Genomic DNA, 25,778 nt, shown 5'->3' with positions numbered 1-25,778 from the left:
TGGAGCGACACACGAGGTTCGAACTCGTGACCTCAACCTTGGCAAGGTTGCGCTCTACCAACTGAGCTAGTGTCGCATCAACAACGTTTTCCGTCGTTTAGGGCTGCGAATTATAAGAGCATTTTCTTGTGATGCAAGAGCTTCTCGTGAAAAAAACTCTTTTTTTTTTCGCTTGCCGAAAAAGCATGCAAGATGTCGAACAATTGCTCTTTTTATAGCATTGAATACCCGATATTAGATCTTGAATACCGCCTTACGATAGAACTGAAGCTCAGCAATTGACTCTCGAATATCATCCAAAGCAAGATGGCTACCTGTTTTACTGAACTCTTTTAGCACTTCAGGCTGCCAGCGGCGAGTCAGCTCTTTGATGGTGCTGACATCAATATAACGATAATGGAAGTACGCTTCCAAACGCGGCATGTGTTTGTAAAGGAAACGTCTGTCTTGACCAATACTGTTGCCACAAATCGGAGATTTGCCTTCCGGCACCCACTGCTTTAAAAACGCGAGCGTTTGATCTATGGCTTCTTCTTCACTCACTTGGCTTTGACGTACACGCGCCACCAAGCCACTTGCGGTGTGCGTTGTGGTACACCATTCATCCATTTTCGCGAGTTCGGATTCGGGTTGATGAATCGCAATCACTGGGCCTTCAGCTAAAATGTTTAGCTCACTGTCAGTAACAATGGTCGCCATCTCAATGATTTTGTGCATTTCAGGATCAAGTCCCGTCATCTCTAAATCAATCCAAATCAGATTCTGGTCGCTGAAAGACATAATGGTGCGCCTATAGGGGTTTATTCACAAAAGAGGTACTATACCCAAATTCAGATCGACAGGATACGTATCAAATTGAGATTTGATACGCCTTATATCTAGCAGAGAGTAAGTAGAACACTGTGACAAAAAAGAAAAAGCTTACACACGGTCAAGTACGCCGGGTTAGAAATAACCAACATAAAAAACTCAAACAAGAAGAGTCTATCGTTTGGGATGAGGCCTTGCTCGGCAGTGCGCAACCGGGATTAGTGATTACCCGCTTTGGTCAACATGCCGATATTGAAGATCCAGTGACGGGGGAAATTCATCGCTGTAACCTGCGTCGCGGCATCGAAAGTTTAGTATCCGGCGATAACGTCCTGTGGCGCCCTGGGGCCGAGACTCTCGCAGGCATTTCCGGTGTGGTAGAAGCGGTGGAAGCTCGCAGCTCTGTATTAGTGCGCCCAGATTATTACGATGGCCTCAAACCCGTTGCGGCAAACGTGGATCAAATGGTGATCGTGTCGTCGGTATTACCCGAGCTCTCTCTGAATATTATTGATCGCTACTTGATTGCTTCTGAAACCTTAGGGATTGCACCACTCATCGTACTGAACAAGATTGACCTACTCAGCCCAGAGCTTCGAGAGCAATACAGCACATGGTTAAATGATTACCGTGCCATTGGCTATGACGTACTCTACGTCAGTAAGAAAATCGGTGAAGGGATTGCGGATCTTGAAGTGAAACTGCGCGATCGCACCAACGTGTTTGTGGGTCAATCGGGTGTTGGCAAATCCAGTTTGGTCAATGCATTACTTCCAGAATTGGAAGAAGATGTGGAAGAAGGGGCGATTTCTGAAACGTCTGGCTTAGGCCAACACACCACTACCGCCGCACGGCTTTATCACATTCCAAGTGGAGGTGATTTGATTGACTCACCCGGGGTACGTGAATTTGGTTTGTGGCACTTAGAAACCGATGATGTCACCAAAGCTTATGTCGAATTTCGCCCTTACTTAGGCGGCTGTAAATTTCGTGATTGCAAACATGGGGATGACCCGGGTTGCTTGTTGCGTGAGGCCGTAAGCAAGGGAGAAATCAGCGCACTGCGTTTTGATAATTATCATCGAATTGTGCAAAGCATGACGGAAAACAAAGCCAATCGGCAGTATTCGCGCAGCAAAAAAGCCGATCTGTAAGAGCAAATTGTTAGCAAGTTTAGAGCATCTACTGACAGAAGGCGCGATTTTCAGTAACATCTCGCGCCCATCACCACTCTATTGGAATGTAAACCATGGATAAGATTAAAGTTGGACTGCAATATTGGATTCCACAACATGCCCTGACCCGCTTGGTTGGCAAGTTGGCGTCTGCGCGTGCAGGCAGCCTGACCACGGCCATCATCCGCTGGTTCATCAAGCAATATAACGTCAACATGGACGAGGCTCTGCACTCTGATCCGACTCACTTCAAGACGTTTAATGAATTTTTTGTGCGTGAGCTAAAAGCTGGCGTGCGCCCTATCGCTGAAGGCGAAAAGGTGATCACCCATCCTGCCGATGCGTGCGTGAGTCAGTTTGGTGCGATTGAATACGGTAAACTTATCCAAGCCAAAGGCCACACTTACTCAGCCCAAGAGCTGCTCGGTGGTGATGCCAAGCTCGCGGAAGAATTCCGTGATGGTGATTTTGCGACTCTGTATCTCTCGCCACGTGATTATCACCGCGTACATATGCCTTGTGATGGCACTTTGCGCCAAATGATCTACGTACCGGGCGATCTGTTCTCGGTAAACCCTCTGACAGCGGAAAATGTACCGAACTTGTTTGCCCGCAACGAGCGTGTGGTGTGTATTTTCGATACAGAATTTGGCCCAATGGCACAAGTGCTGGTTGGCGCCACCATTGTCGGCAGTATTGAACTGGTTTGGGCGGGCACCGTGACTCCGCCGCGTGGCAACACCGTTTATCGTTGGGACTACCCAGCCAACGGTAACCAAGCAGTGGTTCTCAAAAAAGGCGAAGAGATGGGTCGCTTTAAACTGGGCTCCACCGTGATCAACCTGTTTGCCAAACAAGCTATTCGCTTTGATGACAGCATGGCACTGGGCGCACCAACCCGCATGGGCGAGCCCTACGCACACCAAGCTTAATATACGACTTAGAGTTGCAGCCAACACCAACGCTGCTTCAAGTCGGAAGACTCAACATCCCAGCTTCGGCTGGGATGTTGTCTTTTGAAGCTCGCCACACATCTGCACTGTCACTGATAGCAAAACCCAAAAATTTAACCGCCCTCTAAGACCCATAGATTTCAGTCGCTTACTCTAAGCTTTCACTTGAGCCAAGAGGGAAAGCCCATGCCGCAACTGGAACGAGGTCTACTCGTCAAACTCCTGATCTGTTTCTTACTGCCGTTGGGCGTACTATTGATGCCGATTGATGCAATCCCGATTCAAGATCTCACCTTGGTTCAACACCGTTTACTGGCCATTTTCCTTCTTGCTGCACTGCTGTGGGTGTTGGAGCCTGTTCCTGTGTTTGCCACGTCGATCCTGATCATTGCCCTTGAACTCGTCATGATTTCCGATAAAGGCTTGCATGGCTTTCGAGTGCCCGATCCGCATCATCCGCTCGGTGAACTCCTTAAATACACCGATATTTTCAGTGCCTTCTCCTCTCCCATTATCATTTTGTTTATGGGCGGTTTTGCTTTAGCCATCGCCGCATCTAAATACGAATTGGATAACAACTTAGCACGAGTGCTACTCAAACCTTTTGGCCACCAGCCTAAGTACATCATGCTCGGGTTAATGCTGATCACCTCAGTTTTCTCGATGTTTATGTCCAACACAGCGACCACAGTGATGATGTTGGCGCTGCTTGGCCCTATTGTTGCGTCTGCCCCCAAAGGGGATTTAGGCATCAAAGCTCTGGTGGTATGCATTCCGATTGCGGCCAACACAGGGGGCATCGCAACCCCGATCGGCACGCCACCTAACGCTATCGCACTGCAGTATCTAACGGGCGAAAACAGCATTGATTTTCTGTCATGGATGATGATGGGATTGCCGTTCGTACTGGTACAACTGACCATCGCTTGGTTCTTACTGCAAAAGCTTTTCCCCTCCTCACAAGCCACAATGACCTTGAAACTCAAAGGCGAATTTCAACGCGGCTGGCGTGCCATGCTGGTCTACATCACGTTTGCTTTAACCATAGTGCTGTGGATGACCACCTCATGGCATGGTATGAACACTTATGTGGTGGCGATTATTCCACTGGCCGTGTTCACCCTCACTGGCATCATGGGCAAAGAAGAGCTGAAACAGATCAACTGGGATGTGCTGTGGTTAGTTGCCGGTGGGATCGCGATTGGTATCGGCCTTGAACAGACGGGACTCGCCCAAGCGTTAGCGCACTCCATCGACTATCAATCTCTCTCACCTATGCTGATTGTGATTGCTCTTTCGTTGGTGTGCTGGCTAATGGCCAACTTTATGTCTAACACGGCGACTGCCAACTTGATCATGCCGATTGCCGCTGCGATTGGTACTTCGATGAGTAGCCTTGAGCAAGTCGGCGGCTTACAAGCGCTGTTAGTCGTGGTCGCTTTTTCCGCGTCACTGGGGATGATTTTGCCCGTTTCGACACCGCCCAACTCGCTTGCTTACTCAACGGGGCTTATCGAAAGCAAAGATATGGCAAAAACGGGTTTAGTCATTGGGGGGATTGGGCTTGGCATCGTTTATCTGATGGTGTTCCTACTCGGATAAACTCCCTCTTCCTCCCCTCTTTCACAGCTTGTCATCACTCTCGAGATAGCAAGCTGTGAACCTTCTAATCGCACTGAAATTGCTTTTGTTTTCCTGATTGCTTAATGGCATATTGAGTGCCCTCATCACTCCCAACCGCAAGGATGACGCAATGGGTTACGAATGGCTGGCACTTGCCGCAGCCTGTCTTTGGGCTATCGCCAGTTTACTTTCTATCACTCCCGCGAAACACCTCGGCTCTTTTGCTTATAGCCGCTGGCGTATGGGGTGTACCTCCGTCATCTTAACCACCATTGCCCTCTTCAGCGGAGGTTGGTCAACCGTACACAGCAGTGCGATTCCAGCCATGATGTTGTCGGGGTTTATTGGAATTTTCATCGGTGATACCGCGCTTTTTGCTTGCCTGAATCGCATGGGGCCAAGGCAGTCCGGCTTACTCTTCTCCTGTCATGCGGTGTTTTCTGCCGTGCTCGGTTATTTCCTGTTTAGTGAAAGCATGACCAAGCAAGAGCTATTCGGCTCTACTTTAGTGTTTAGCGGCGTTCTGATGGCGATTTTCTTTGGTCGCCGTGGGCAAACTGGGCCTAGTTTGGATAGCATCAATGGCAGTGTGTGGGTTGGAATTGGACTCGGCTTAACCGCCGCCTTATGCCAAGCCCTCGGGGGCATTATTGCCAAACCCGTGATGCAAACAGAGATCGATCCGATTGCTGCCTCTGCGATGCGGATGATCACCGCCTTTGCGGCTCACTCTTTACTGCGTTTAACCGGCGCACGCATTGCTCGTCCTACACAAATCATCACGCTCAATATCTTTTTGGTCACGGCACTCAACGGCTTTATTGCCATGGCGGTTGGTATGACGCTGATCCTCTACGCTCTGCGTGAGGGGAATGTCGGCATGGTCGCACTGCTCTCTTCCACCACACCCATCATGCTACTACCACTGCTTTGGATCTACACTAAACAGTGTCCAAACCGCTATGCTTGGTTAGGGGCTATCCTTGCCGTTGGGGGCACCAGCTTGTTGGTGTCTTAAACGCGATTTTGATCAATAGGCTACATTTACTTGCATTGATAGAGAGAATCATTGATCTTAACCGGATGCAAAACGTCTAGATTGTAGTAAAATTACGCTAATTTTACGTTTCAGTTATTTTGATTTTGACGAGGTTAGAACTATGTCAGCTAAGAAGCCAATGGCTCTGGTGATCCTAGATGGTTGGGGTTACCGCGAAGACAACGCAAATAACGCGATCAATAATGCGCGTACACCTGTGATGGATAGCCTAATGGCCAACAACCCTCACACTCTGATTTCTGCTTCTGGTATGGACGTAGGTCTACCTGATGGTCAAATGGGTAACTCAGAAGTGGGTCATACCAACATCGGTGCTGGCCGTATTGTTTACCAAGACCTAACTCGCATCACCAAAGCGATCATGGATGGTGAATTCCAACACAACAAAGTTCTGGTGGCAGCCATTGATAAAGCAGTTGCTGCGGGCAAAGCGGTTCACCTGATGGGTCTGATGTCTCCAGGTGGCGTACACTCACACGAAGACCACATCTACGCAGCAGTAGAAATGGCGGCCGCACGTGGCGCAGAAAAAATCTACCTGCACTGCTTCCTTGACGGTCGTGACACACCACCACGTAGCGCAGAAGCGTCACTGAAACGCTTCCAAGATCTGTTTGCCAAACTGGGTAAAGGCCGTATCGCTTCTATCGTGGGTCGTTACTACGCCATGGATCGTGACAACAACTGGGATCGCGTTGAAAAAGCCTATGACCTGCTGACTCTGGCGCAAGGTGAGTTTACTTATGACTCAGCGGTTGAAGCACTGCAAGCGGCTTACGCTCGTGAAGAAAACGATGAGTTTGTGAAAGCAACCGAAATCCGCGCAGCGGGTCAAGAATCTGCCGCGATGCAAGATGGCGATGCCCTGCTGTTCATGAACTACCGTGCTGACCGCGCGCGTCAAATCACCCGTACTTTCGTGCCTGATTTCGCAGGCTTTAGCCGCAAAGCCTTCCCAGCGCTGGATTTTGTGATGCTGACTCAATACGCAGCAGATATCCCACTCCAGTGTGCGTTTGGTCCAGCGTCACTGGAAAACACTTACGGTGAGTGGCTATCAAAAGCGGGTAAAACTCAGCTACGTATTTCTGAAACCGAGAAATACGCGCACGTAACCTTCTTCTTCAACGGCGGCGTTGAAAATGAATTCCCAGGCGAAGAGCGTCAACTGGTGGCTTCACCAAAAGTAGCCACCTACGACCTACAACCAGAAATGAGCTCTAAAGAGCTGACTGACAAGCTAGTTGCAGCGATCAAATCAGGCAAATACGATGCGATCATCTGTAACTATCCAAACGGCGACATGGTCGGTCACACTGGCGTTTACGAAGCTGCAGTGAAAGCGTGTGAAGCCGTAGACGAGTGTATTGGTCGTGTGGTTGAAGCCATCAAAGAAGTGGATGGTCAACTGCTGATCACCGCTGACCACGGCAACGCGGAAATGATGATTGACCCAGAAACGGGCGGCGTACACACAGCGCACACTAGCCTACCTGTACCACTTATCTATGTCGGCAACAAAGCGATCAGCCTAAAAGAAGGCGGAAAGCTATCGGATCTAGCTCCAACCATGTTGGCGCTGTCGGATCTGGATATTCCAGCAGACATGTCAGGCCAAGTGCTGTACAGCTAAGCTGACTCGATGATGATGAAAGCCCTGAATACTCAGGGCTTTTTTATACGCATTTCCCACCGAGTGCGATGAGAATTGCAAACTTTTGACATCACAGGCTCGCCTGATGCCAAGCTTTGGGTATACTGAAGCACCCGTTTTTTATTCACTAACACTAGACCAAACTCAATGACAGCAACGGATCCGCACGCGATTTTCAGTGACTTTCTAGGAAAAACCTTGACCCGACGTCTGCTGGTCTGCCTGTTATTTATGGTTTCGCCGTCGCTCTTTGCGGCTACGCAACAGGAGTTAACGGGGGTAAAAAGTGAAATATCTCGCCAACAACAATCACTGGCCGAACAACAAAAATCGCTCGACCAACTACAACAAGCCCTTAAACAACAAGAGCTTGGCATCAACAGTATCGAAAATCAGATCACGAAAACCAAAAACGATCTGGAGAATGCCAATCGCAACATTGCTCAGCTCAATAGTAATATTCAGGCGCTGGAAACTCAGAAACAGCAACAAGCCGATAAACTCGAACGCCTACTGCAGACCTACTATCTCACTAAACGCTCACTGACGAATGGTCAATTTTTTCATCGCAGTGCCGATGAAGACCGCATCAGCCAGTACTATCAACATTTGGCAAAAAGCCGCGCGCAAGCTATCGAAGCTTTAGAAAAAACCCAAGCCGATCTCAATGCCAGTCAACAGCAGAGACAAGCTGAGCGTGAACAGATTGAGAAATTACTGGCAGAGCAGACCCAACAGCGAGACAAACTGGCTAAAACGCAAAGTGAGCGTAAGCAAACCGTAAAGAAAATTGAGAGCAGCATTTCCGGCGACAAAGTCTACCTTGCCGAATTGCAGCGCAACGAAACGCGCCTCAAAGCTGAAATAGCCAAAGCCGCCAAACGCAATGCAGTATTGATGAATGGCATTGCGAGCCAACGCGGTAAGCTACCGTGGCCACTGAAAGGGCGTGTGCTACATAACTTCGGTGAACGCCAAACTGGGCAGATTGATTGGAAAGGTTTGGTCATTGATGCCAATTACGGCCAAGAGGTCAAAGCGGTTTATCCGGGCACGATCGTGTTTGCCGAGTATCTGCGAGGTTATGGCTTGGTTGTGCTCCTCGACCACGGCAAAGGTGATATGACACTGTATGGCTTCAACCAAACTCTGCTCAAGAAAGAGGGCGACAAAGTTATCGCAGGTGAAACCATTGCTCTTGCGGGTGATACTGGTGGTCAATCACGCCCTGCCCTCTACTTTGAAATCCGTCGTAATAGCCGCGCGGAAAACCCTTCGCAGTGGTTACAGCGCTAAGAGGCGTAAAACGCCTCAACAACCGCAATCACGTTATCGAGCAGCGCATAGGGGAGTTGATTGATTCCCCCGGCCGATTCTCGCCCCCCACCAGAAGGAAACTGGGCACACAAAGCTCCCGCGCCTCGTTTATCGCTCAAGGGAGCACGTAAAGAGAGCGTGTAATGCTGCTCATCCGCATACGTCACAATCAAATGCGCACGTTGCATATCCTGATTAGCAAGATGATTGGCAAATGCGCCGCTCACGCGCTGCGCTGCTGCACAATCGGGTAAGATCACCACGGTGACACTTGAGCTCCGATAATAAGCCGGTTGCGCAAGGGCAAAAGCAAAATCTTGCTGATAAGCGCTGCGTAATTGGTAAAAAGGCGAGTTGAGATCAGCCAGCACAGCCCACGGTGTTTGATAAGCGAGTAAAGTTTGATACAACGTATCAGGCGCGAAATGCAGTTCAGATACGGTGCGGCCATAGCCATTGTAGTTAATCAGCGTTCCTAATTCACAAAGGGCATCGGTTTGTGCGGCATCGAATCCCGCTTCTTCCGCCAGAGTGTGTGCCACACGGTGTAAGTTATCGCCAAACGCTGCTGTTATCGCCCAGTCACGAAAACGCCCTTTCAGTAGCCGATCAATGATCAATGCCGTACAGAGATTGGCATCGGTATCAATATGCGCTTGCAGTGCAGAATGGGCAGGAATATCGCCGGGCTGATGATGGTCGGCATAAAATACATGGGCTCCCGCTTGCAAAGCTCGCTGCAAGCCAAGCTGATTTTTAGCCATGGAGATATCCAATACCACCAGCTCATCACCAGCCGTTACCGTCAGTCGCTCGAGTAAGGCAATATCGCGCTTAACGCCCGTGACTAGCTGAGTCGATTTAGGATGCACTAGACGCCATTGCACAAGAGAAAGAATGCCATCAGCATCCCCATTAAATACATCGTAATCCACGTAAAGCTTCCTTTCTGGCTGGAAATGTTCAGGAAGTTAGCAACGAATCGGCTCCATGCCCAAGACAGATTGGTTATAACTCATGCTCAGGCATGCATAGCTCGCACACCTTCTTCAAGCAGTTGAAGCTGTTCACGCCCCGCCTTAGTGGCACAAGGTTTAACGACCGAGATCATCTGCAACATGCCTTGATGAATCACCTCTTCCGTGATCTGAGTTTTGTGTGACATCGCCGATTGATAACCAAGCCAGCTAGACGCAATCAGATGCAGAGTCCGCACCAGTTTCGGCATCTCATCCTCATTCAACTCCAGCAGTTGCAGATTGACAAAATTACGCACGATATCAATCAAATTGGTCTGTAATCGTTCTTGAACCCGAATGTAGTCAGCATGCAACTCTTCATCGCGCTGCAAGATTTCCGGCAAATTGGCATAGAAAAAACGGTATTTCCACATCAGAGTGAAAATCGAATCCAAATAGTGCTTGAGTAGAGAAAGGCTCTCATACTGACCTTGTAGCGGAGTAAAACGCTCAATCAGCTCCGCCGAGTAGAGCGCAAAAATATCACGCACTATCTCCTGCTTATTGCGAAAGTGGTAATACAAATTACCTGGGCTGATCTCAATATGAGCAGCGATATGGTTAGTCGTGATGTTACGTTCACCTTGCTGATTAAACAGCTCAAGTGCCGCATGCACTATGCGATCCTTAGTTTTCATCATGATTCGCTTCGTCTTTCTGTCTGGATTACCGAAGTATAAAACAGTCGGGCTCAAGATGTGAAAAGCGTCTGACCTGCAGACGCTTTTCACGTTTACTATGGATGGTACGGCTTCGAAAGCTCATGCACCGCTTCAACAAACACACCGGCATTTTCAGGCGGCACGTCCAAATGAATACCATGCCCCAAGTTGAACACGTGGCCTGTGCCACCTTGGCCAAATCCAGCCAAAATACTCGCCACCTCTTCACGAATTCGTGGGGCAGGAGCATACAGAATAGAAGGATCCATATTGCCTTGCAGTGCCACTTTATCTCCCACACGCGCTTTAGCGTCGGCGATATTGATCGTCCAATCTAAACCCACAGCATCACAACCTGTAGCCGCGATCTGCTCCAGCCACATGCCACCATTTTTGGTAAACAGCGTGACTGGTACACGGCGGCCTTCGTTTTCACGAATCAAGCCATCGACAATCTTGTGCATGTATTGCAAAGAGAACTGTTGATAATCACGCGGTGTTAACACGCCGCCCCAAGTATCAAATACCATCACCGCTTGTGCGCCGGCTTTAATCTGAGCATTCAGGTAGCTGATCACACTGTCAGCTAATTTATCTAACAGCGCATGCAGCACGGTAGGCTCGCTGTACATCATCTTTTTGATTTTGGTGAAGGCTTTTGAACTGCCACCTTCAACCATATAAGTGGCGAGCGTCCAAGGACTGCCAGAGAAACCAATCAGCGGCACTTCACCTTGCAGATCTTTGCGAATTTGACGCACCGCGTTCATCACATACTGCAATTCCCCTTCAGGATCGGGAATACCAATCTTATCGACATCGGCTTTGCAGGTGATGGGACGCTCAAAGACCGGTCCTTCGCCCGCCGCAAAACGCAGCCCAAGTCCCATCGCATCAGGAATCGTCAAAATATCAGAAAACAGGATCGCAGCATCAAGCGGAAAACGTCGCAGCGGCTGTAAAGTCACTTCTGAAGCCAACTCTGCATTCTTGCACAGCGCCATAAAATCACCCGCTTGAGCACGAGTGGCACGGTATTCAGGGAGATAACGCCCCGCTTGGCGCATCATCCATACAGGAGTGTAATCGACTGGCTGCTTGAGCAAAGCACGCAGGTAGCGATCATTTTTTAATTCAGTCATGGTGATTCCCACTTTTTCGGCTTCTTTACTTTGGCGCGTATTCTAACATCGTTTGTCCCACAAAAGCGGTTGGCTTTGCAAGCGGGATCAAGTTATTAACTTTTAAATCAATGCTTAAATTGCGTCCAACCCTTAACGGTGTTAAAAATTTGTTCGCTAGCGAAAACTATAATCATAAACTGAGTCCTCGACTCAGCATCTCATAACGACATCTTACTTACCCCCTCCTTAACCGGAGGGTTTTTTTTTGCCTTTTAAGCCTGATCTTGGGCAATATCGGCCAACGTCTGCTCAATCAAAGCGCGGGCAATCGTCCCTCGCGGTGCAACAGGAGGAAGGTTTTCGATACCAAACCAATTGGCATCACTCAATTCACTGTAATCGGGTTTAAGCTCACCAGTGTCATAATCGGCTAAAAACGCCATCATCATACTCGACGGAAATGCCCAAGGTTGGCTGCCAAAGTAGCGAATATTGGTCACGACGATACCGGTCTCTTCCAACACTTCACGCGCAACACACTGTTCAAGCGTCTCGCCTACCTCAACAAAGCCGGCAATCACGGTGTACATACCATTGCGATGGCGTGGGTGCTGCGCCAGCAAAATTTGCTGCTGTTTACGTACGGCAACAATAATGCAGGGAAAAATACGCGGATAGTGCAGGGTTCGGCAATCGTGGCACTGCATTGCCAGTTGCTGATGATTGAGATAGTTACGCCCCCCACATTGCGGACAAAATCGTATGGTTTGGCTCATATGGCCATATTGCACCGCTTTGCTTGCAGCAAGAAACAGCGCCTCATCCACACCCAATAACTCACGTAATGAAGTGAGCGGACGATCCTGCTCAATATCTGCAGCATTCAGCCAGTAGACAGGGGAGTTTTGGTAACGATCCACCAAGATCGCCTTCTCTTGTGGCAGATCCCACTGCTCTGCGCTGCCATAAGGAATTTGGCCATCCACCAGCCAAAGATCGCTGCCTGAAACAACACACCAATAAGCGTTCTTGCCGTCACTCTTTTCCACTCTGCTTCTCCTGATTGCTTGCAGTCGGATCATTTTACTGGCAATCTAAATTCACACCACAATTTGTCAGCACAAGAATTATTGACTATAACTTTTTGTGAGGGCAGTAGTGATATCTTATTGATATTACTAAAAAGGCAAAGGAACGATCGTCAGTGACGATCCGATCATGAGGACATGGTCATGCTAAGAAAATTCAAAAACGTCCAAGAACAATGGGGTGGTTCGAGCGATATCATTGACCATTGGCTGGATAAACGACAGCATGTGATCGTTGAATATTGTAAGCTGGCGGCACTGCAACCTTGTACAACCAAAGCTGCGGTTTCTGAACTCCCTTCTCCACAGGCTCTGCTGTATTTTTGCCAAGAATTAGTGGATTACATCTCTGAAGGCCATTTCAAAATCTATGACATGGTCATGGATAAGTGGCACGCCACCGGTTTTAAAGCGACCGATGAGATCAATCAAGTCTACGGTAAAATCGTCGCTACCACCGAACCCCTGCTCAATTTTAATGATCAGTACGCAACGGTGACTGAATACGATGAACTGCTCGATCTAGATCGTGACTTATCAAAAGTTGGCGAAGTGCTTGAGCTACGCTTTTCTCTTGAAGATCAATTGATCCAGTTAATTGCGGATAGCCTTGCTGTACCTCCGGGTGCTTAGCAGAACACTCGTTTTCAATCGGTGATTTCCGCTGCGAAGATGAATGTAAAAAATAGACCAATAAAAAAGGCACCTTAAGGTGCCTTTTTTCATAGCTTGATGACTATGACTTACTCGTCGTCAGAAGAGAAACCTGCATTCAACAGTGCAGCGAGGTTGTCAGTGGCTTGTTCAGCCGATGGACCTTGCTGTTCTTGTGCACGTTTGGCTTGACGATCTTGGTGGTACGCAAAACCTGTACCAGCCGGGATCAGACGGCCAACGATCACGTTCTCTTTCAGACCGCGCAGATCGTCACGCTTACCAGATACCGCTGCTTCCGTTAGAACGCGAGTGGTTTCTTGGAACGATGCTGCTGAGATGAAAGACTCAGTCGCCAGAGATGCTTTGGTAATACCCAACAACTCACGCTCGAAACGAGCTGGCTCTTTGCCTTCTTCAACCAGTTTACGGTTCGCGATCTTCACTTGTGAGTACTCAACTGTCTCGCCAGGCAAGAACTCTGAGTCACCCGCGAAGGTGATCGTACACTTACGCAGCATTTGACGAACGATAGTCTCGATGTGCTTATCGTTAATCTTAACGCCTTGTAGACGGTAAACTTCCTGAACCTCGTTCGCGATGTAAGTGGTCACTGCATGGATCCCACGCAGACGCAGGATGTCATGTGGCGACTCTGGGCCGTCCGCAATCACATCACCACGCTCAATGCGCTCACCTTCAAACACGTTCAATTGACGATGTTTAGGGATCATCTCTTCGTAAGTGTCACCGCTGTCACGAGTGATGATCAAACGACGCTTACCTTTAGTCTCTTTACCGAACGATACGGTACCTGAGTGCTCAGCCAGAATCGCAGGCTCTTTTGGCTTACGCGCTTCAAACAGGTCAGCAACGCGTGGTAGACCACCGGTGATGTCCTTGTTACCGCCAGACTTCTGAGGAATACGAGCCAGTGTATCACCCACATTCACTTCAGCACCGTCGTCCAAGTTCACAATCGCTTTACCTGGCAGGAAGTATTGAGCTGGCATGTCAGTACCTGGGATCAGGACATCTTTACCATTTGCGTCAACCAGTTTAATGGCTGGACGCATGTCTTTACCTGCTGCAGGACGCGCTGCGGCTTCAGTCACTTCACTTGAAGACAGACCAGTCAGATCGTCCGTTTGACGAGAAACGGTTACGCCATCGATCATATCCACAAACTGTACGCGACCTGCCACTTCAGTGATGATTGGCATGGTATGCGCTTCCCAGTTCGCTACGGTTTCGCCCGCAGCCACTGCATCACCATCGGCTTTGCTCAGCATAGAGCCGTATGGCAGTTTGTGTTTCTCTTTGGTACGACCAAATTCGTCAATGATGGTCAGCTCAGAAGCACGAGAGGTGATAACGAGCTTGCCATCTTTATTGGTTACGAACTTCGCATTGTGCAGTTTCACAGAACCGTTGTTCTTAGCTTGGATGCTGTTTTCTGCTGCTGCTGTTGATGCCGCACCACCGATGTGGAACGTACGCATCGTCAGCTGTGTACCTGGCTCACCGATTGACTGTGCCGCTATAACACCGACCGCTTCACCTTGGTTCACCAAGTGACCACGTGCTAGGTCACGACCGTAACACTGCGCACAACAACCGAAGTCAGAATCACAAGTTACCACTGAACGTACTTTGATTTGGTCAACAGAGTTATCGTTGATCACCTTACACCACTTTTCATCCAGCAGTGTATTACGAGGGATCAACACTTCATCTGTACCTGGCTTGAGGATATCTTCTGATACCACACGGCCCAGTGCCAGTTCAGTCAGTGCGACTTTAACGTCACCACCTTCGATGTGCGGTGTCATCACCACGCCTTCTAGGGTGCCACAGTCATGTTCAGTCACCACAACGTCTTGCGCTACGTCTACCAGACGACGAGTCAGGTAACCGGAGTTCGCTGTTTTCAGTGCCGTATCCGCCAGACCCTTACGAGCACCGTGCGTTGAGATAAAGTACTGAAGAACGTTTAGACCTTCTTTAAAGTTTGCCGTGATTGGCGTTTCGATGATCGAGCCATCTGGACGCGCCATCAGACCACGCATACCCGCCAACTGACGGATCTGAGCAGCAGAACCACGAGCACCTGAGTCGGCCATCATATAGATGCTGTTGAACGACTCTTGTTTTTCTTGTTCGCCTTGACGGTTAATCACCTGCTCAGAAGAGAGGTTTTCCATCATCGCTTTCGCTACGCGATCGTTGGTTGATGCCCAAATGTCGATCACTTTGTTGTAGCGTTCGCCAGCGGTCACCAGACCAGACTGGAACTGCTCTTGAATTTCGCGTACTTCTTCTTCCGCTTCAGCAATTTCCGTGTACTTAGCCGCTGGAACTACCATATCGTCGATACCAACCGATACACCAGACAGTGCCGCGTAAGCGAAACCGGTGTACATGATTTGGTCAGCGAAGATAACGGTGTCTTTCAGACCCAGCTTACGGTATGCCTCGTTGAGCAGGTTAGAAATTTGCTTCTTACCTAACTTCTGGTTCACCAAGCTGTATGGCAGACCTTTCGGTACGATTTGCCACAACATGGCACGGCCAACGGTCGTGTCAATCATCTTGGTTTCAGTGGTCAGCTTACCGTTTTCATGCTTGATGGTTTCGGTAATACGTACTTTAACGCGAGCGTGCAGCTCAGCAGTCTTAGTACGGTACGCCTTCTCAGCCTCAGCAGGACCAGTCAGGTACATACCTTCGCCTTTCGCATTGATCTTTTCACGGGTCATGTAGTACAGACCCAGTACCACGTCCTGAGACGGTACGATGATTGGATCACCTGACGCTGGCGACAGAATGTTGTTGGTTGACATCATCAGGGTACGAGCTTCCAACTGCGCTTCAAGCGTCAGAGGAACGTGTACCGCCATTTGGTCACCGTCGAAGTCCGCGTTATACGCCGCACACACTAGTGGGTGCAGTTGGATCGCTTTACCTTCGATCAGGACCGGTTCAAACGCTTGGATACCCAAACGGTGAAGTGTTGGTGCACGGTTCAGCAGCACTGGGTGTTCGCGGATCACTTCATCCAAGATATCCCATACGACCGCTTCTTCGCGCTCAACCATTTTCTTAGCGGCTTTGATCGTCGTTGCTAGGCCACGAGTTTCCAGCTTGCTGTAGATGAATGGTTTGAACAGCTCAAGAGCCATTTTCTTCGGTAGACCACACTGGTGCAGACGCAGGTATGGACCTACGGTGATAACCGAACGGCCTGAGTAGTCAACACGTTTACCCAGCAGGTTCTGACGGAAACGACCTTGCTTACCTTTGATCATGTCAGCCAGAGACTTCAGCGGACGCTTGTTCGAGCCCGTGATCGCACGACCACGACGGCCGTTATCCAGCAGCGCATCCACAGACTCTTGCAGCATACGTTTTTCGTTACGTACGATGATGTCTGGTGCCGCCAGTTCAAGCAGACGCTTCAAACGGTTGTTACGGTTGATGACGCGACGGTACAGATCGTTCAGATCCGACGTTGCGAAACGACCGCCATCCAGTGGAACCAATGGACGTAGATCAGGCGGCAGAACTGGTAGTACAGTCAGGATCATCCATTCAGGTTTGTTACCTGATGCGACGAACGCTTCAACCAGCTTCAGACGCTTAGTCAGTTTCTTACGTTTGGTTTCAGAGTTAGTGGTATCCAGCTCTTCGCGCATCTGCTCTGCTTCTGCAGGCAGATCCATCGATGCCAGCAGATCTTTGATCGCTTCAGCACCCATTTTCGCGGTGAACTCATCGCCCCACTCTTCCAAACGGTCGAGGTACTCTTCCTCAGTCAGCATTTGACCACGTTCAAGGTCAGTCATGCCTGGCTCAGTCACTACGTACATTTCAAAGTAAAGTACGCGTTCGATGTCACGCAGAGGCATGTCCATCAGTAGACCGATACGAGATGGCAGAGACTTCAGGAACCAGATGTGCGCAACTGGAGAAGCCAGTTCGATGTGGCCCATACGGTCACGACGAACTTTAGTTTGGGTGACTTCAACGCCACACTTCTCACAAATCACACCACGGTGTTTCAGACGCTTATATTTGCCACAAAGACATTCGTAGTCTTTTACCGGGCCAAAAATACGCGCACAGAACAGACCATCACGCTCAGGCTTGAACGTACGATAGTTGATGGTTTCAGGTTTTTTCACTTCACCAAAAGACCATGAACGGATCATGTCTGGTGAAGCCAGACCGATTTTGATCGCATCAAATTCTTCGGTCTTATGCTGTGCTTTTAGAAAGTTTAATAAGTCTTTCACATTCAGCTCCTGTAAGGAGTTAAAAGGAACTCGCTGCGATTGGCAACGAGCACCTTCCTACCGAAACCGGTAGGCTTCCCCTTGCGGGGAAACCTTAGGGTTTATTATTCGTCTTCTAGCTCGATGTTGATACCCAGCGAGCGAATCTCTTTCAACAGTACGTTGAACGATTCTGGCATACCAGGTTCCATCGCGTGATTGCCATCTACGATGTTCTTATACATCTTAGTACGGCCGTTCACGTCGTCCGATTTAACGGTCAACATCTCTTGCAGGGTATACGCAGCACCGTATGCTTCCAGTGCCCACACTTCCATCTCACCGAAGCGCTGACCACCGAACTGAGCTTTACCACCCAGAGGTTGCTGAGTAACCAGACTGTAAGAGCCTGTAGAACGAGCGTGCATCTTGTCGTCAACCAAGTGGTTCAGTTTCAGCATGTACATGTAACCCACGGTAACAGGACGCTCAAATGCGTCACCCGTGCGGCCATCGAACAGAGTCAACTGACCTGAAGCTGGCAGATCCGCCAGTTCCAACATAGCTTTGATAGACGATTCAGGAGCACCATCGAAGACTGGCGTTGCGACCGGTAGACCAGCACGCAGGTTATGCGCCAGTGTACGAACATCTTCATCACTGAGTTCTGAGATATCAACACGTTGGCGAGTATCGCCTAGATCATAAACCTTCTGCAGGAACTCACGCAGCTTCGCCAGCTCTTGTTGTTCCTTGATCATTTGGTTGATCTTGTCACCGATACCTTTCGCCGCCAGACCCAAGTGAACTTCTAGGATCTGACCGATGTTCATACGTGATGGTACGCCCAGTGGGTTCAGTACGATGTCAACCGGCTGACCGTTTTCATCGTATGGCATGTCTTCAACAGGGTTGATCTTAGAAATAACACCCTTGTTACCGTGACGACCCGCCATCTTATCACCCGGCTGGATGCGACGTTTCACTGCTAGGTAAACCTTAACAATCTTCAGTACGCCAGGAGCCAGATCATCACCTTGGGTGATCTTACGACGCTTCGCTTCAAACTTCTTATCGAAGTCTGCTTTCAGTTCATCGTACTGTTCTGCCAGTTGCTCTAGCTGGTTTTGCAGCTCTTCATTTTCAAGCGTCTGCTCTAACCATTTCTTACGTTCGATTGAACTCAGTTTCGCTTCAGTGTAACCACCCGCCAGCAGTACAGAACGAACACGCGCCAGAAGACCGCCTTCCAGAATTTGGAACTCTTCAGTCAGGTCTTTCTTCGCTTCTTTCAGCTGCATCTGTTCGATTTCAAGCGCACGCTTGTCTTTCTCTACGCCATCGCGAGTAAAGACTTGTACGTCGATAACCGTACCTGCTACTGAGTTCGGTACACGCAGAGACGTATCTTTCACGTCTGAGGCTTTCTCACCGAAGATCGCACGCAGCAGTTTCTCTTCTGGAGTCAGTTGAGTTTCACCTTTTGGTGTCACTTTACCAACCAGAATGTCGCCGCCTTTCACTTCTGCACCGATGTACACGATGCCAGATTCGTCAAGCTTAGACAGAGCCGCTTCACCCACGTTAGGGATGTCAGCCGTGATCTCTTCTGCGCCCAGCTTAGTATCACGCGCCACACAAGAAAGCTCTTGGATGTGGATAGTGGTAAAGCGGTCATCTTGAACTACGCGCTCAGACACTAAGATCGAGTCTTCGAAGTTGTAACCGTTCCAAGGCATGAATGCGATACGCATGTTTTGGCCAAGAGCCAGTTCGCCAAGGTCAGTGGAAGGACCGTCTGCCAGTACATCGCCACGAGCTACAGGTTCACCCGGCATCACACATGGACGCTGGTTGATACAAGTATTCTGGTTCGAACGGGTGTACTTAGTCAGGTTGTAGATGTCGATACCCGCTTCGCCAGGGATCAACTCTTCTTCGTTCACTTTGACTACGATACGAGAAGCGTCAACTGACTGGATAACACCGCCACGTTTCGCCACCGCTGTTACACCAGAGTCAACCGCGACGTTACGCTCGATACCCGTACCAACCAGTGGTTTCTCTGAACGCAGAGTTGGAACCGCCTGACGTTGCATGTTCGCACCCATCAAAGCACGGTTCGCATCGTCGTGTTCTAGGAACGGGATCAAGGATGCCGCGATCGATACAACTTGGTTTGTCGCAACGTCCATGTAGTCAACGTGTTCACGTGGGTGAAGACCTGACTCGCCTTTTTGACGTGCGGTAACCAGTTCATCAGCAAAACCGCCTTCTTCTGTCAGCTTAGCGTTCGCCTGAGCGATAACGAATTGACCTTCTTCAATCGCAGAGAGGTAATCCACTTCGTCAGTCACAACACCGTTGACTACGCGACGGTAAGGGGTTTCTAGGAAACCGTACTCGTTGCAGCGTGCAAACGCAGACAGCGAGTTGATCAAACCGATGTTTGGACCTTCAGGTGTTTCGATAGGACATAGACGACCGTAGTGCGTTACGTGTACGTCACGTACTTCGAAGCCAGCACGCTCACGAGTCAGACCGCCAGGGCCCAATGCAGAAATACGACGCTTATGCGTCACTTCTGACAACGGGTTGTTCTGATCCATAAACTGAGACAGCTGAGAAGAACCAAAGAATTCTTTTACAGCAGCAGAAATTGGTTTCGCGTTGATCAGGTCTTGTGGCATCACGTTGTCCAGATCGCCCAAGCTTAGGCGTTCTTTCACTGCGCGTTCAACACGTACCAGACCAACACGGAATTGGTTCTCTGCCATTTCGCCGACACTACGGATACGACGGTTGCCAAGGTGGTCGATATCGTCCACTTCGCCTTTACCGTTACGAATCGAGATCAGCTTTTTCATCACTTCGATGATGTCAACTTCGTCCAGCGTGCCTTGCTCTTCCGCATCTTCACGACCGATTGAGCTGTTGAACTTCATACGGCCAACAGTCGACAGATCGTAACGCTCTGCAGAGAAGAATAGACTTTCAAACAGCGATTCCGCGGCTTCTTTCGTTGGTGGCTCGCCAGGGCGCATCATGCGGTAGATTTCTACCAGTGCAGAGATGCGATCTGTCGTGCTATCAACACGCAGGGTTTCTGACATGAACGGACCGTGGTCCAGATCATTGGTAAATAGAACTTCTAGCTTTTTGTAACCGGCTTGAGACAGGTTCGCTAGCGCTTCCAGGCTGATTTCCTGGTTCGCGGTAATGATCAGTTCGCCAGTCGCTTCATTCACGTAATCTTTCGCAGATACTTTACCTACGATGTACTCAACCGGAACTTCAATAAAGTTCACGCCATCTTTTTCAAGTTGACGGATGTGACGTGCAGTCACACGACGGCCTTTCTCTACGTAAACCTTGCCATCCGCTTCGATATCGAAGGTCGCAGTTTCACCACGCAGACGCTCTGGAACCAACTCCATCATTAGAGTTTGATCTTTCACTTCGAAATTCACTTTTTCGAAGAAGATGTCCAGGATCTCGGCGCTAGTTTTACCTAGTGCACGCAGGATGATCGATGCAGGCAGCTTACGACGACGGTCAATACGTACGTACAGGTTGTCTTTTGGATCGAACTCAAAATCGAGCCATGAACCACGGTACGGAATGATACGTGCGTTATACAGAACTTTACCTGAAGAGTGGGTCTTACCCTTATCGCTGTCGAAGAACACGCCTGGGCTTCGGTGCAGCTGGGATACGATAACCCTCTCAGTACCATTGATTACGAAGGTACCATTTTCTGTCATGAGCGGAATTTCGCCCATGTAGACTTCTTGTTCTTTAATATCTTTGACAGTACCTGCTGGCGCGTCTTTATCAAAGATCACTAAGCGTAATTTCACGCGTAGCGGTTTTGAATAAGTTACACCACGGATTTGACATTCTTTAACGTCAAAAACTGGCTCACCAAGACGGTAGCTAACGTATTGCAGCTCTGAATTGCCGTTATAGCTCTGAATTGGAAATACAGAACGAAAAGCGGCTTCAAGACCGTATTGTCCTTCAGGATCCTGTTCGATGAACTTTTCGAACGAATCGAGCTGGATCGATAGCAGGTATGGAATGTCCAACACTTGTGGACGAGTACCAAAGTCCTTACGGATGCGCTTTTTCTCGGTATAAGAGTAAACCATGGGGTTCCTCAGCTCGCTGATAAGTGACCCAAACTGTCCACCTTTCAGGTTAAAAAGGGTGAGGACAGTGACTAATCGCTGTTTACTGTAGTGTGAATTCATTGCGTTGAAATGAACTCATTTGCATGAATATGGAACGCTTAAACAGCGGGAAAATTCGTCCATACCCTACAGCGCAAAAAGGCCGGTGGTTATTAAACCACCAGCCATTAGCCTTTCGGCTAAGAAATTAAGTAGGAATTACTTAACTTCAACAGTTGCACCAGCTTCTTCAAGCTCTTTCTTCAGTGCTTCTGCTTCTTCTTTAGATACAGCTTCTTTAACAGATGCTGGAGCGCCGTCTACAAGAGCTTTAGCTTCTTTCAGACCTAGGCCAGTTGCGCCACGTACTGCTTTGATAACAGCAACTTTGTTCGCGCCAGCAGCAGCCAGAATTACGTTGAATTCAGTTTGCTCTTCAACTGCAGCAGCAGCAGCTGGACCAGAAACAACTGCAGCAGCAGCAGAAACACCGAACTTCTCTTCCATAGCAGAGATCAGTTCAACAACTTGCATTACAGACATTTCTGCAATAGCGTCTAGGATTTGCTCGTTAGTAATAGACATAACAATTCTCTTTTAAGTCAACAATAAGTTTATTTAGCAACCAGTAAAAAGCAAAAGCGATTTTGCTTATGCAGCTTCTTTTTGATCGCGGACAGCAGCGATTGTACGAACCAGCTTGCCAGCAGAAGCTTCTTTCATGCACATCATCAGGCGTGCAATCGCTTCGTCGTAAGTTGGTAGTGTCGCTAGTACTTCAGGGTCAGTCAGTACACCTTCAAATGCAGCTGCTTTGATCTCGAATGCTTTGTTCTCTTTAGCGAAGTCTTTGAAAAGACGCGCTGCAGCACCTGGGTGCTCGTTAGAGAAGCCGATCAAAGTAGGGCCTACGAATACGTCTTTCAGACATTCGTAAGCTGTGCCTTCTACTGCGCGACGTGCCAGTGTGTTACGAACAACTTTCAGGTAAACGCCCGCTTCACGAGCTTGTTTACGCAGATTAGTCATCGCAGCAACTTGAACACCACGAGAGTCAGCAACAACTGCAGAAAGTGCACCACTGGCCGCTTCGTTGACTTCAGCAACAATTGCTTTTTTGTCTTGAAGATTTAAAGCCATCTTGGATTAACTCCTGGTTGTCGTTACACCGCTCACTATTATCAACAACAGTGAGAGCTTTTTTGGTGCAGTCCCAGAAGAAAGGTAACTTAAAAAGTAGATCTTTCTGTCAGTTCGGGCACCATCTACGTAGGTTTTATTAAGTTATCCGAGGATAACGCCTACGGTCTTGGACGGAGACTGGGTTTTCACCACGAGGTAAAAGTTCAGCCCCAACCACAAATATTAGGCGCAGAATTATACACAAATTCTGCGCCTAAGCAAATGCATTAAACTTGTGCGCTCAGAGTATTCTGATCGACAGCAACGCCAGCACCCATAGTAGTAGAGATGCTTACCTTCTTCACGAAAACGCCTTTCGCAGAAGATGGTTTTGCTTTCTTCAGAGCAACCAGCAGAGCTTCTAAGTTCTCTTTCAGTTGGTCTGCTTCGAACGTCACCTTACCGATAGTGGTATGGATGATACCGTTCTTGTCGTTACGGTAACGAACCTGACCTGCTTTCGCGTTCTTAACCGCTTCAGCAACGTTAGGAGTTACAGTACCAACTTTCGGGTTTGGCATCAGACCACGTGGGCCTAGGATAGTACCTAGTTGACCAACAACGCGCATTGCATCTGGAGATGCGATAACTACGTCGAAGTTCATTTCGCCTTTTTTCACGAGATCAGCCAGATCTTCCATACCAACCAGTTCTGCACCAGCTGCTTTAGCTGCTTCAGCGTTAGCACCTTGAGTGAATACCGCTACGCGGATGTCACGGCCAGTACCGTGTGGCAGTACAGTAGCGCCACGAACGTTTTGGTCAGATTTACGAGCATCGATACCCAGGTTAACAGCAACGTCAACTGATTCAACGAACTTCGCAGTTGCCATCTCTTTCAGCAGAGCAACAGCTTCGTTGATGTCGTACTCTTTAGTTACATCCACTTTTGCGCGGATAGTACGCATACGCTTAGTTAGTTTTGCCATTGTATTAACCCTCAACCACTAGGCCCATTGAGCGAGCAGTACCTGCGATAGAACGCTTCATCGCTTCGATATCAGCACCAGTCATGTCAGCTGCTTTAGTCGCAGCGATTTCTTGGATTTGAGCGTCAGTGATTGTGCCCACTTTAGCAGTGTTAGGACGTGCAGAACCAGACTTGATGCCAGCTGCTTTCTTCAGAAGAACAGATGCTGGTGGAGTCTTAGTTTCGAACGTGAAAGAACGGTCGCTGTACACAGTAATAACTACTGGGATTGGTAGACCTTTCTCTAGAGATTCTGTACGTGCGTTGAACGCTTTACAGAATTCCATGATGTTAACACCGCGTTGACCTAGAGCAGGACCAACTGGTGGACTTGGGTTTGCCATGCCAGCTGCAACTTGCAGCTTTACATAAGCTTCAACTTTCTTAGCCATGATATTTCCTAGATTATGGGTGCAAACGCTAATCGATTGATCAGCTCCCCGGTTTTCATAAAGAACCTGTAAAAAGGCGCGAAATTATAGTCATAATCCACGCCCCAGACAAGCCTAAAGAGATGCTTTTTTAATCAAGCTTTTCCACTTGACCAAATTCGAGTTCAACAGGTGTTGCACGACCAAAGATCGAAACCGACACTTTCAAGCGGCTTTTCTCGTAATCCACCTCTTCAACGGTACCGTTGAAGTCAGCAAATGGACCGTCGTTAACACGCACGACTTCACCTGCTTCAAACATGGTTTTAGGACGTGGTGCTTCGCTGGCTTTCTCAAGACGATTCAGAATCGCATCCGCTTCCTTATCTGTGATAGGAGCTGGGCGATCTGATGTACCACCGATGAATCCCATCACGCGAGGTACGCTACGTACCAAGTGCCAAGATTCATCATTCATGATCATCTGCACTAGCACATAACCTGGGAAGAATTTACGTTCACTTTTGCGGCGTTGGCCAGCGCGCATTTCTACCACTTCTTCTGTTGGTACTAACACTTCACCAAACAGCTCTTCCATACCGTGCATTTTGATATGTTCACGAAGTGACTGAGCAACACGTCCTTCAAATCCCGAGAAGGCTTGAACTACATACCAGCGTTTTTTGGGAGCTTCACTCATGTATTAAACCCTCTACTATACTCCGGTCGCAAAGGCCACTAGACGAACCATAATGCCGTCAATACCCCAAAGCGCCAGAGCCATTACAATACTTACTGCTAAAACGATCAGCGTGGTTTGCATAGTTTCTTGGCGTGTTGGCCAAACTACTTTGCGAACTTCCATGCGAGATTCGCGAGCAAAAACGATCGCTTCTTTGCCTTTTGTTGTTGTCGCAGCAACACCAAGTGCTGCAGCAATCAACACAATTACACCTGCGGCGCGAGCCACCACAGACAGTTCACCATACAGGTAATTACCCACAACAGCGGCAACCAGCAGAACAAAAGTGGCTACCCACTTTAGAGTGTCTGCTGCATTTGAGCTATCAGGAGCTTCAGCGTTGTTTGCTTTCATAAACCAACCTGTCACATATCTGACTTCTAGACGACAACGACCCCGCTGTTGCAGGGCAAATCCATTCGGTCAACGCAATGCGCTGATTCCATACTAAAGAGCGAGAAAATACTCTCTCAACCCCAAATTTTGGCTGCGTTTGATCAAGAAATCGACACATTATTGCGCAGCGCAGAAAAAGGGCATCAAATGATGCCCTTTTTAGTAGTGCTTAGTCAAATAATTAAGCGATGATCTTAGCTACAACACCAGCACCTACAGTACGGCCACCTTCACGGATAGCGAAGCGTAGACCTTCGTCCATCGCGATTGGTGCAATCAGGTCTACAACCATCTTCACGTTGTCGCCTGGCATTACCATTTCTACGCCCTCTGGTAGCTCGATGCTGCCTGTTACGTCAGTTGTACGGAAGTAGAACTGTGGACGGTAACCTTTGAAGAATGGAGTATGACGGCCACCTTCGTCTTTTGACAGTACGTATACTTCTGATTCGAACTTAGTGTGTGGTGTGATTGAACCTGGCTTCGCCAGTACTTGACCACGCTCTACTTCTTCACGCTTAGTACCACGTAG

Annotated in this window: 21 protein-coding genes and 1 tRNA gene; 7 read left to right on the top strand and 15 right to left on the bottom strand. The window is 48.8% G+C overall.

All coding sequences use genetic code 11. From position 1 onward, the window contains the following. A tRNA-Gly gene (locus T411_RS0118635) sits at window positions 1-76 on the bottom strand. A 158-nt stretch (window positions 77-234) separates the two neighbouring features. Beyond that, window positions 235-780 carry an oligoribonuclease gene (gene orn / locus T411_RS0118625; protein WP_000010183.1) on the bottom strand — a complete coding sequence of 182 codons (546 nt, stop codon included), beginning with the start codon at window positions 778-780 and terminating at the stop codon, window positions 235-237. 122 nt (window positions 781-902) lie between these two features. On the opposite strand from orn, the gene rsgA reads away from it, so the two are divergent. From rsgA to T411_RS0118595, 6 genes are all read left to right on the top strand, one after another. Beyond that, complete coding sequence (rsgA, locus tag T411_RS0118620) at window positions 903-1,964, top strand: small ribosomal subunit biogenesis GTPase RsgA (RefSeq protein ID WP_000162645.1); 1,062 nt, start codon at window positions 903-905, stop codon at window positions 1,962-1,964. 95 nt (window positions 1,965-2,059) lie between these two features. After that, window positions 2,060-2,917 (top strand): archaetidylserine decarboxylase, encoded by an 858-nt coding sequence (gene asd / locus T411_RS0118615; protein ID WP_000357921.1) that lies wholly within the window; start codon window positions 2,060-2,062, stop codon window positions 2,915-2,917. A gap of 207 nt (window positions 2,918-3,124) precedes the next feature. Next, a complete protein-coding gene (locus tag T411_RS0118610; RefSeq protein WP_001135826.1) occupies window positions 3,125-4,540 on the top strand; it encodes an SLC13 family permease in 1,416 nt (471 codons plus the stop codon). A gap of 151 nt (window positions 4,541-4,691) precedes the next feature. Then, window positions 4,692-5,579, top strand: coding sequence for a DMT family transporter (locus T411_RS0118605; RefSeq protein ID WP_000540247.1), 888 nt, complete (start codon window positions 4,692-4,694; stop codon window positions 5,577-5,579). 142 nt (window positions 5,580-5,721) lie between these two features. Beyond that, window positions 5,722-7,254, top strand: a complete 1,533-nt coding sequence (gene gpmM, locus T411_RS0118600; RefSeq protein WP_001884428.1) for a 2,3-bisphosphoglycerate-independent phosphoglycerate mutase — start codon at window positions 5,722-5,724, stop codon at window positions 7,252-7,254. Between the two features lie 168 nt (window positions 7,255-7,422). After that, complete coding sequence (locus T411_RS0118595) at window positions 7,423-8,571, top strand: murein hydrolase activator EnvC family protein (RefSeq protein ID WP_000127369.1); 1,149 nt, start codon at window positions 7,423-7,425, stop codon at window positions 8,569-8,571. On the opposite strand, the gene T411_RS0118590 is transcribed toward T411_RS0118595, so the two are convergent. The 4 genes from T411_RS0118590 to nudC form a co-directional block, all read right to left on the bottom strand. Next, entirely contained in the window at window positions 8,568-9,527 is a 960-nt protein-coding gene (locus T411_RS0118590) for a hypothetical protein (protein ID WP_000384299.1), read from the bottom strand. The genes T411_RS0118595 and T411_RS0118590 overlap by 4 nt on opposite strands. A gap of 86 nt (window positions 9,528-9,613) precedes the next feature. Beyond that, window positions 9,614-10,249, bottom strand: a complete 636-nt coding sequence (locus tag T411_RS0118585; RefSeq protein WP_001920521.1) for a TetR/AcrR family transcriptional regulator — start codon at window positions 10,247-10,249, stop codon at window positions 9,614-9,616. Between the two features lie 98 nt (window positions 10,250-10,347). After that, window positions 10,348-11,415 (bottom strand): uroporphyrinogen decarboxylase, encoded by a 1,068-nt coding sequence (gene hemE / locus T411_RS0118580; RefSeq protein ID WP_000137608.1) that lies wholly within the window; start codon window positions 11,413-11,415, stop codon window positions 10,348-10,350. 254 nt (window positions 11,416-11,669) lie between these two features. Next, window positions 11,670-12,446 carry an NAD(+) diphosphatase gene (gene nudC, locus T411_RS0118575; protein WP_000415644.1) on the bottom strand — a complete coding sequence of 259 codons (777 nt, stop codon included), beginning with the start codon at window positions 12,444-12,446 and terminating at the stop codon, window positions 11,670-11,672. A 183-nt stretch (window positions 12,447-12,629) separates the two neighbouring features. On the opposite strand from nudC, the gene T411_RS0118570 reads away from it, so the two are divergent. After that, on the top strand, window positions 12,630-13,118 hold the full coding sequence (locus T411_RS0118570; RefSeq protein ID WP_001911830.1) for an Rsd/AlgQ family anti-sigma factor: 489 nt from the start codon (window positions 12,630-12,632) through the stop codon (window positions 13,116-13,118). Window positions 13,119-13,228: 110 nt separating this feature from the next. On the opposite strand, the gene rpoC is transcribed toward T411_RS0118570, so the two are convergent. The 9 genes from rpoC to T411_RS01000000119825 form a co-directional block, all read right to left on the bottom strand. Then, window positions 13,229-17,434, bottom strand: coding sequence for a DNA-directed RNA polymerase subunit beta' (gene rpoC / locus T411_RS0118565; RefSeq protein WP_000653994.1), 4,206 nt, complete (start codon window positions 17,432-17,434; stop codon window positions 13,229-13,231). Between the two features lie 104 nt (window positions 17,435-17,538). Then, window positions 17,539-21,564, bottom strand: a complete 4,026-nt coding sequence (gene rpoB / locus T411_RS0118560; protein WP_001911902.1) for a DNA-directed RNA polymerase subunit beta — start codon at window positions 21,562-21,564, stop codon at window positions 17,539-17,541. 240 nt (window positions 21,565-21,804) lie between these two features. Further along, complete coding sequence (gene rplL, locus T411_RS0118555) at window positions 21,805-22,170, bottom strand: 50S ribosomal protein L7/L12 (RefSeq protein ID WP_000028973.1); 366 nt, start codon at window positions 22,168-22,170, stop codon at window positions 21,805-21,807. A gap of 66 nt (window positions 22,171-22,236) precedes the next feature. Further along, a complete protein-coding gene (gene rplJ, locus T411_RS0118550) occupies window positions 22,237-22,725 on the bottom strand; it encodes a 50S ribosomal protein L10 (RefSeq protein ID WP_001207198.1) in 489 nt (162 codons plus the stop codon). Between the two features lie 269 nt (window positions 22,726-22,994). After that, entirely contained in the window at window positions 22,995-23,696 is a 702-nt protein-coding gene (gene rplA / locus T411_RS0118545; protein WP_001096673.1) for a 50S ribosomal protein L1, read from the bottom strand. Window positions 23,697-23,700: 4 nt separating this feature from the next. Continuing rightward, window positions 23,701-24,129 carry a 50S ribosomal protein L11 gene (gene rplK, locus T411_RS0118540; protein ID WP_001085796.1) on the bottom strand — a complete coding sequence of 143 codons (429 nt, stop codon included), beginning with the start codon at window positions 24,127-24,129 and terminating at the stop codon, window positions 23,701-23,703. 130 nt (window positions 24,130-24,259) lie between these two features. Further along, window positions 24,260-24,808, bottom strand: coding sequence for a transcription termination/antitermination protein NusG (gene nusG, locus T411_RS0118535; RefSeq protein ID WP_001287510.1), 549 nt, complete (start codon window positions 24,806-24,808; stop codon window positions 24,260-24,262). A 15-nt stretch (window positions 24,809-24,823) separates the two neighbouring features. Beyond that, the gene (gene secE, locus T411_RS0118530; protein WP_000646629.1) at window positions 24,824-25,204 is read right to left on the bottom strand and encodes a preprotein translocase subunit SecE; all 381 of its coding nucleotides are present in this window, start codon (window positions 25,202-25,204) and stop codon (window positions 24,824-24,826) included. A 223-nt stretch (window positions 25,205-25,427) separates the two neighbouring features. Beyond that, a partial coding sequence (locus T411_RS01000000119825) for an EF-Tu C-terminal domain-related protein (protein WP_000696260.1) occupies window positions 25,428-25,778 on the bottom strand: 351 nt, incomplete at its 5' end.

It is taken from the genome of Vibrio cholerae ATCC 14035 (assembly GCF_000621645.1).
Taxonomy (GTDB): domain Bacteria; phylum Pseudomonadota; class Gammaproteobacteria; order Enterobacterales; family Vibrionaceae; genus Vibrio; species Vibrio cholerae.
The sequence above is the reverse complement of the archived record's forward strand: the minus strand, read 5'-3'. Positions and strand labels throughout refer to the sequence as shown.

Excerpts from the sequence above, each read along its gene's own strand:
- secE (WP_000646629.1), bottom strand. The coding sequence starts at position 25,204 with ATGAAAGCAAACAACGCTGAAGCTCCTGATAGCTCAAATGCAGCAGAC.
- hemE (WP_000137608.1), bottom strand. The coding sequence starts at position 11,415 with ATGACTGAATTAAAAAATGATCGCTACCTGCGTGCTTTGCTCAAGCAG.
- asd (WP_000357921.1), top strand. The coding sequence starts at position 2,060 with ATGGATAAGATTAAAGTTGGACTGCAATATTGGATTCCACAACATGCC.
- rpoB (WP_001911902.1), bottom strand. The coding sequence starts at position 21,564 with ATGGTTTACTCTTATACCGAGAAAAAGCGCATCCGTAAGGACTTTGGT.
- orn (WP_000010183.1), bottom strand. The coding sequence starts at position 780 with ATGTCTTTCAGCGACCAGAATCTGATTTGGATTGATTTAGAGATGACG.
- gpmM (WP_001884428.1), top strand. The coding sequence starts at position 5,722 with ATGTCAGCTAAGAAGCCAATGGCTCTGGTGATCCTAGATGGTTGGGGT.
- T411_RS0118570 (WP_001911830.1), top strand. The coding sequence starts at position 12,630 with ATGCTAAGAAAATTCAAAAACGTCCAAGAACAATGGGGTGGTTCGAGC.
- T411_RS0118585 (WP_001920521.1), bottom strand. The coding sequence starts at position 10,249 with ATGAAAACTAAGGATCGCATAGTGCATGCGGCACTTGAGCTGTTTAAT.
- rplJ (WP_001207198.1), bottom strand. The coding sequence starts at position 22,725 with ATGGCTTTAAATCTTCAAGACAAAAAAGCAATTGTTGCTGAAGTCAAC.
- T411_RS0118595 (WP_000127369.1), top strand. The coding sequence starts at position 7,423 with ATGACAGCAACGGATCCGCACGCGATTTTCAGTGACTTTCTAGGAAAA.
- rplA (WP_001096673.1), bottom strand. The coding sequence starts at position 23,696 with ATGGCAAAACTAACTAAGCGTATGCGTACTATCCGCGCAAAAGTGGAT.
- rplK (WP_001085796.1), bottom strand. The coding sequence starts at position 24,129 with ATGGCTAAGAAAGTTGAAGCTTATGTAAAGCTGCAAGTTGCAGCTGGC.
- nusG (WP_001287510.1), bottom strand. The coding sequence starts at position 24,808 with ATGAGTGAAGCTCCCAAAAAACGCTGGTATGTAGTTCAAGCCTTCTCG.
- T411_RS0118610 (WP_001135826.1), top strand. The coding sequence starts at position 3,125 with ATGCCGCAACTGGAACGAGGTCTACTCGTCAAACTCCTGATCTGTTTC.
- rplL (WP_000028973.1), bottom strand. The coding sequence starts at position 22,170 with ATGTCTATTACTAACGAGCAAATCCTAGACGCTATTGCAGAAATGTCT.
- T411_RS0118605 (WP_000540247.1), top strand. The coding sequence starts at position 4,692 with ATGGGTTACGAATGGCTGGCACTTGCCGCAGCCTGTCTTTGGGCTATC.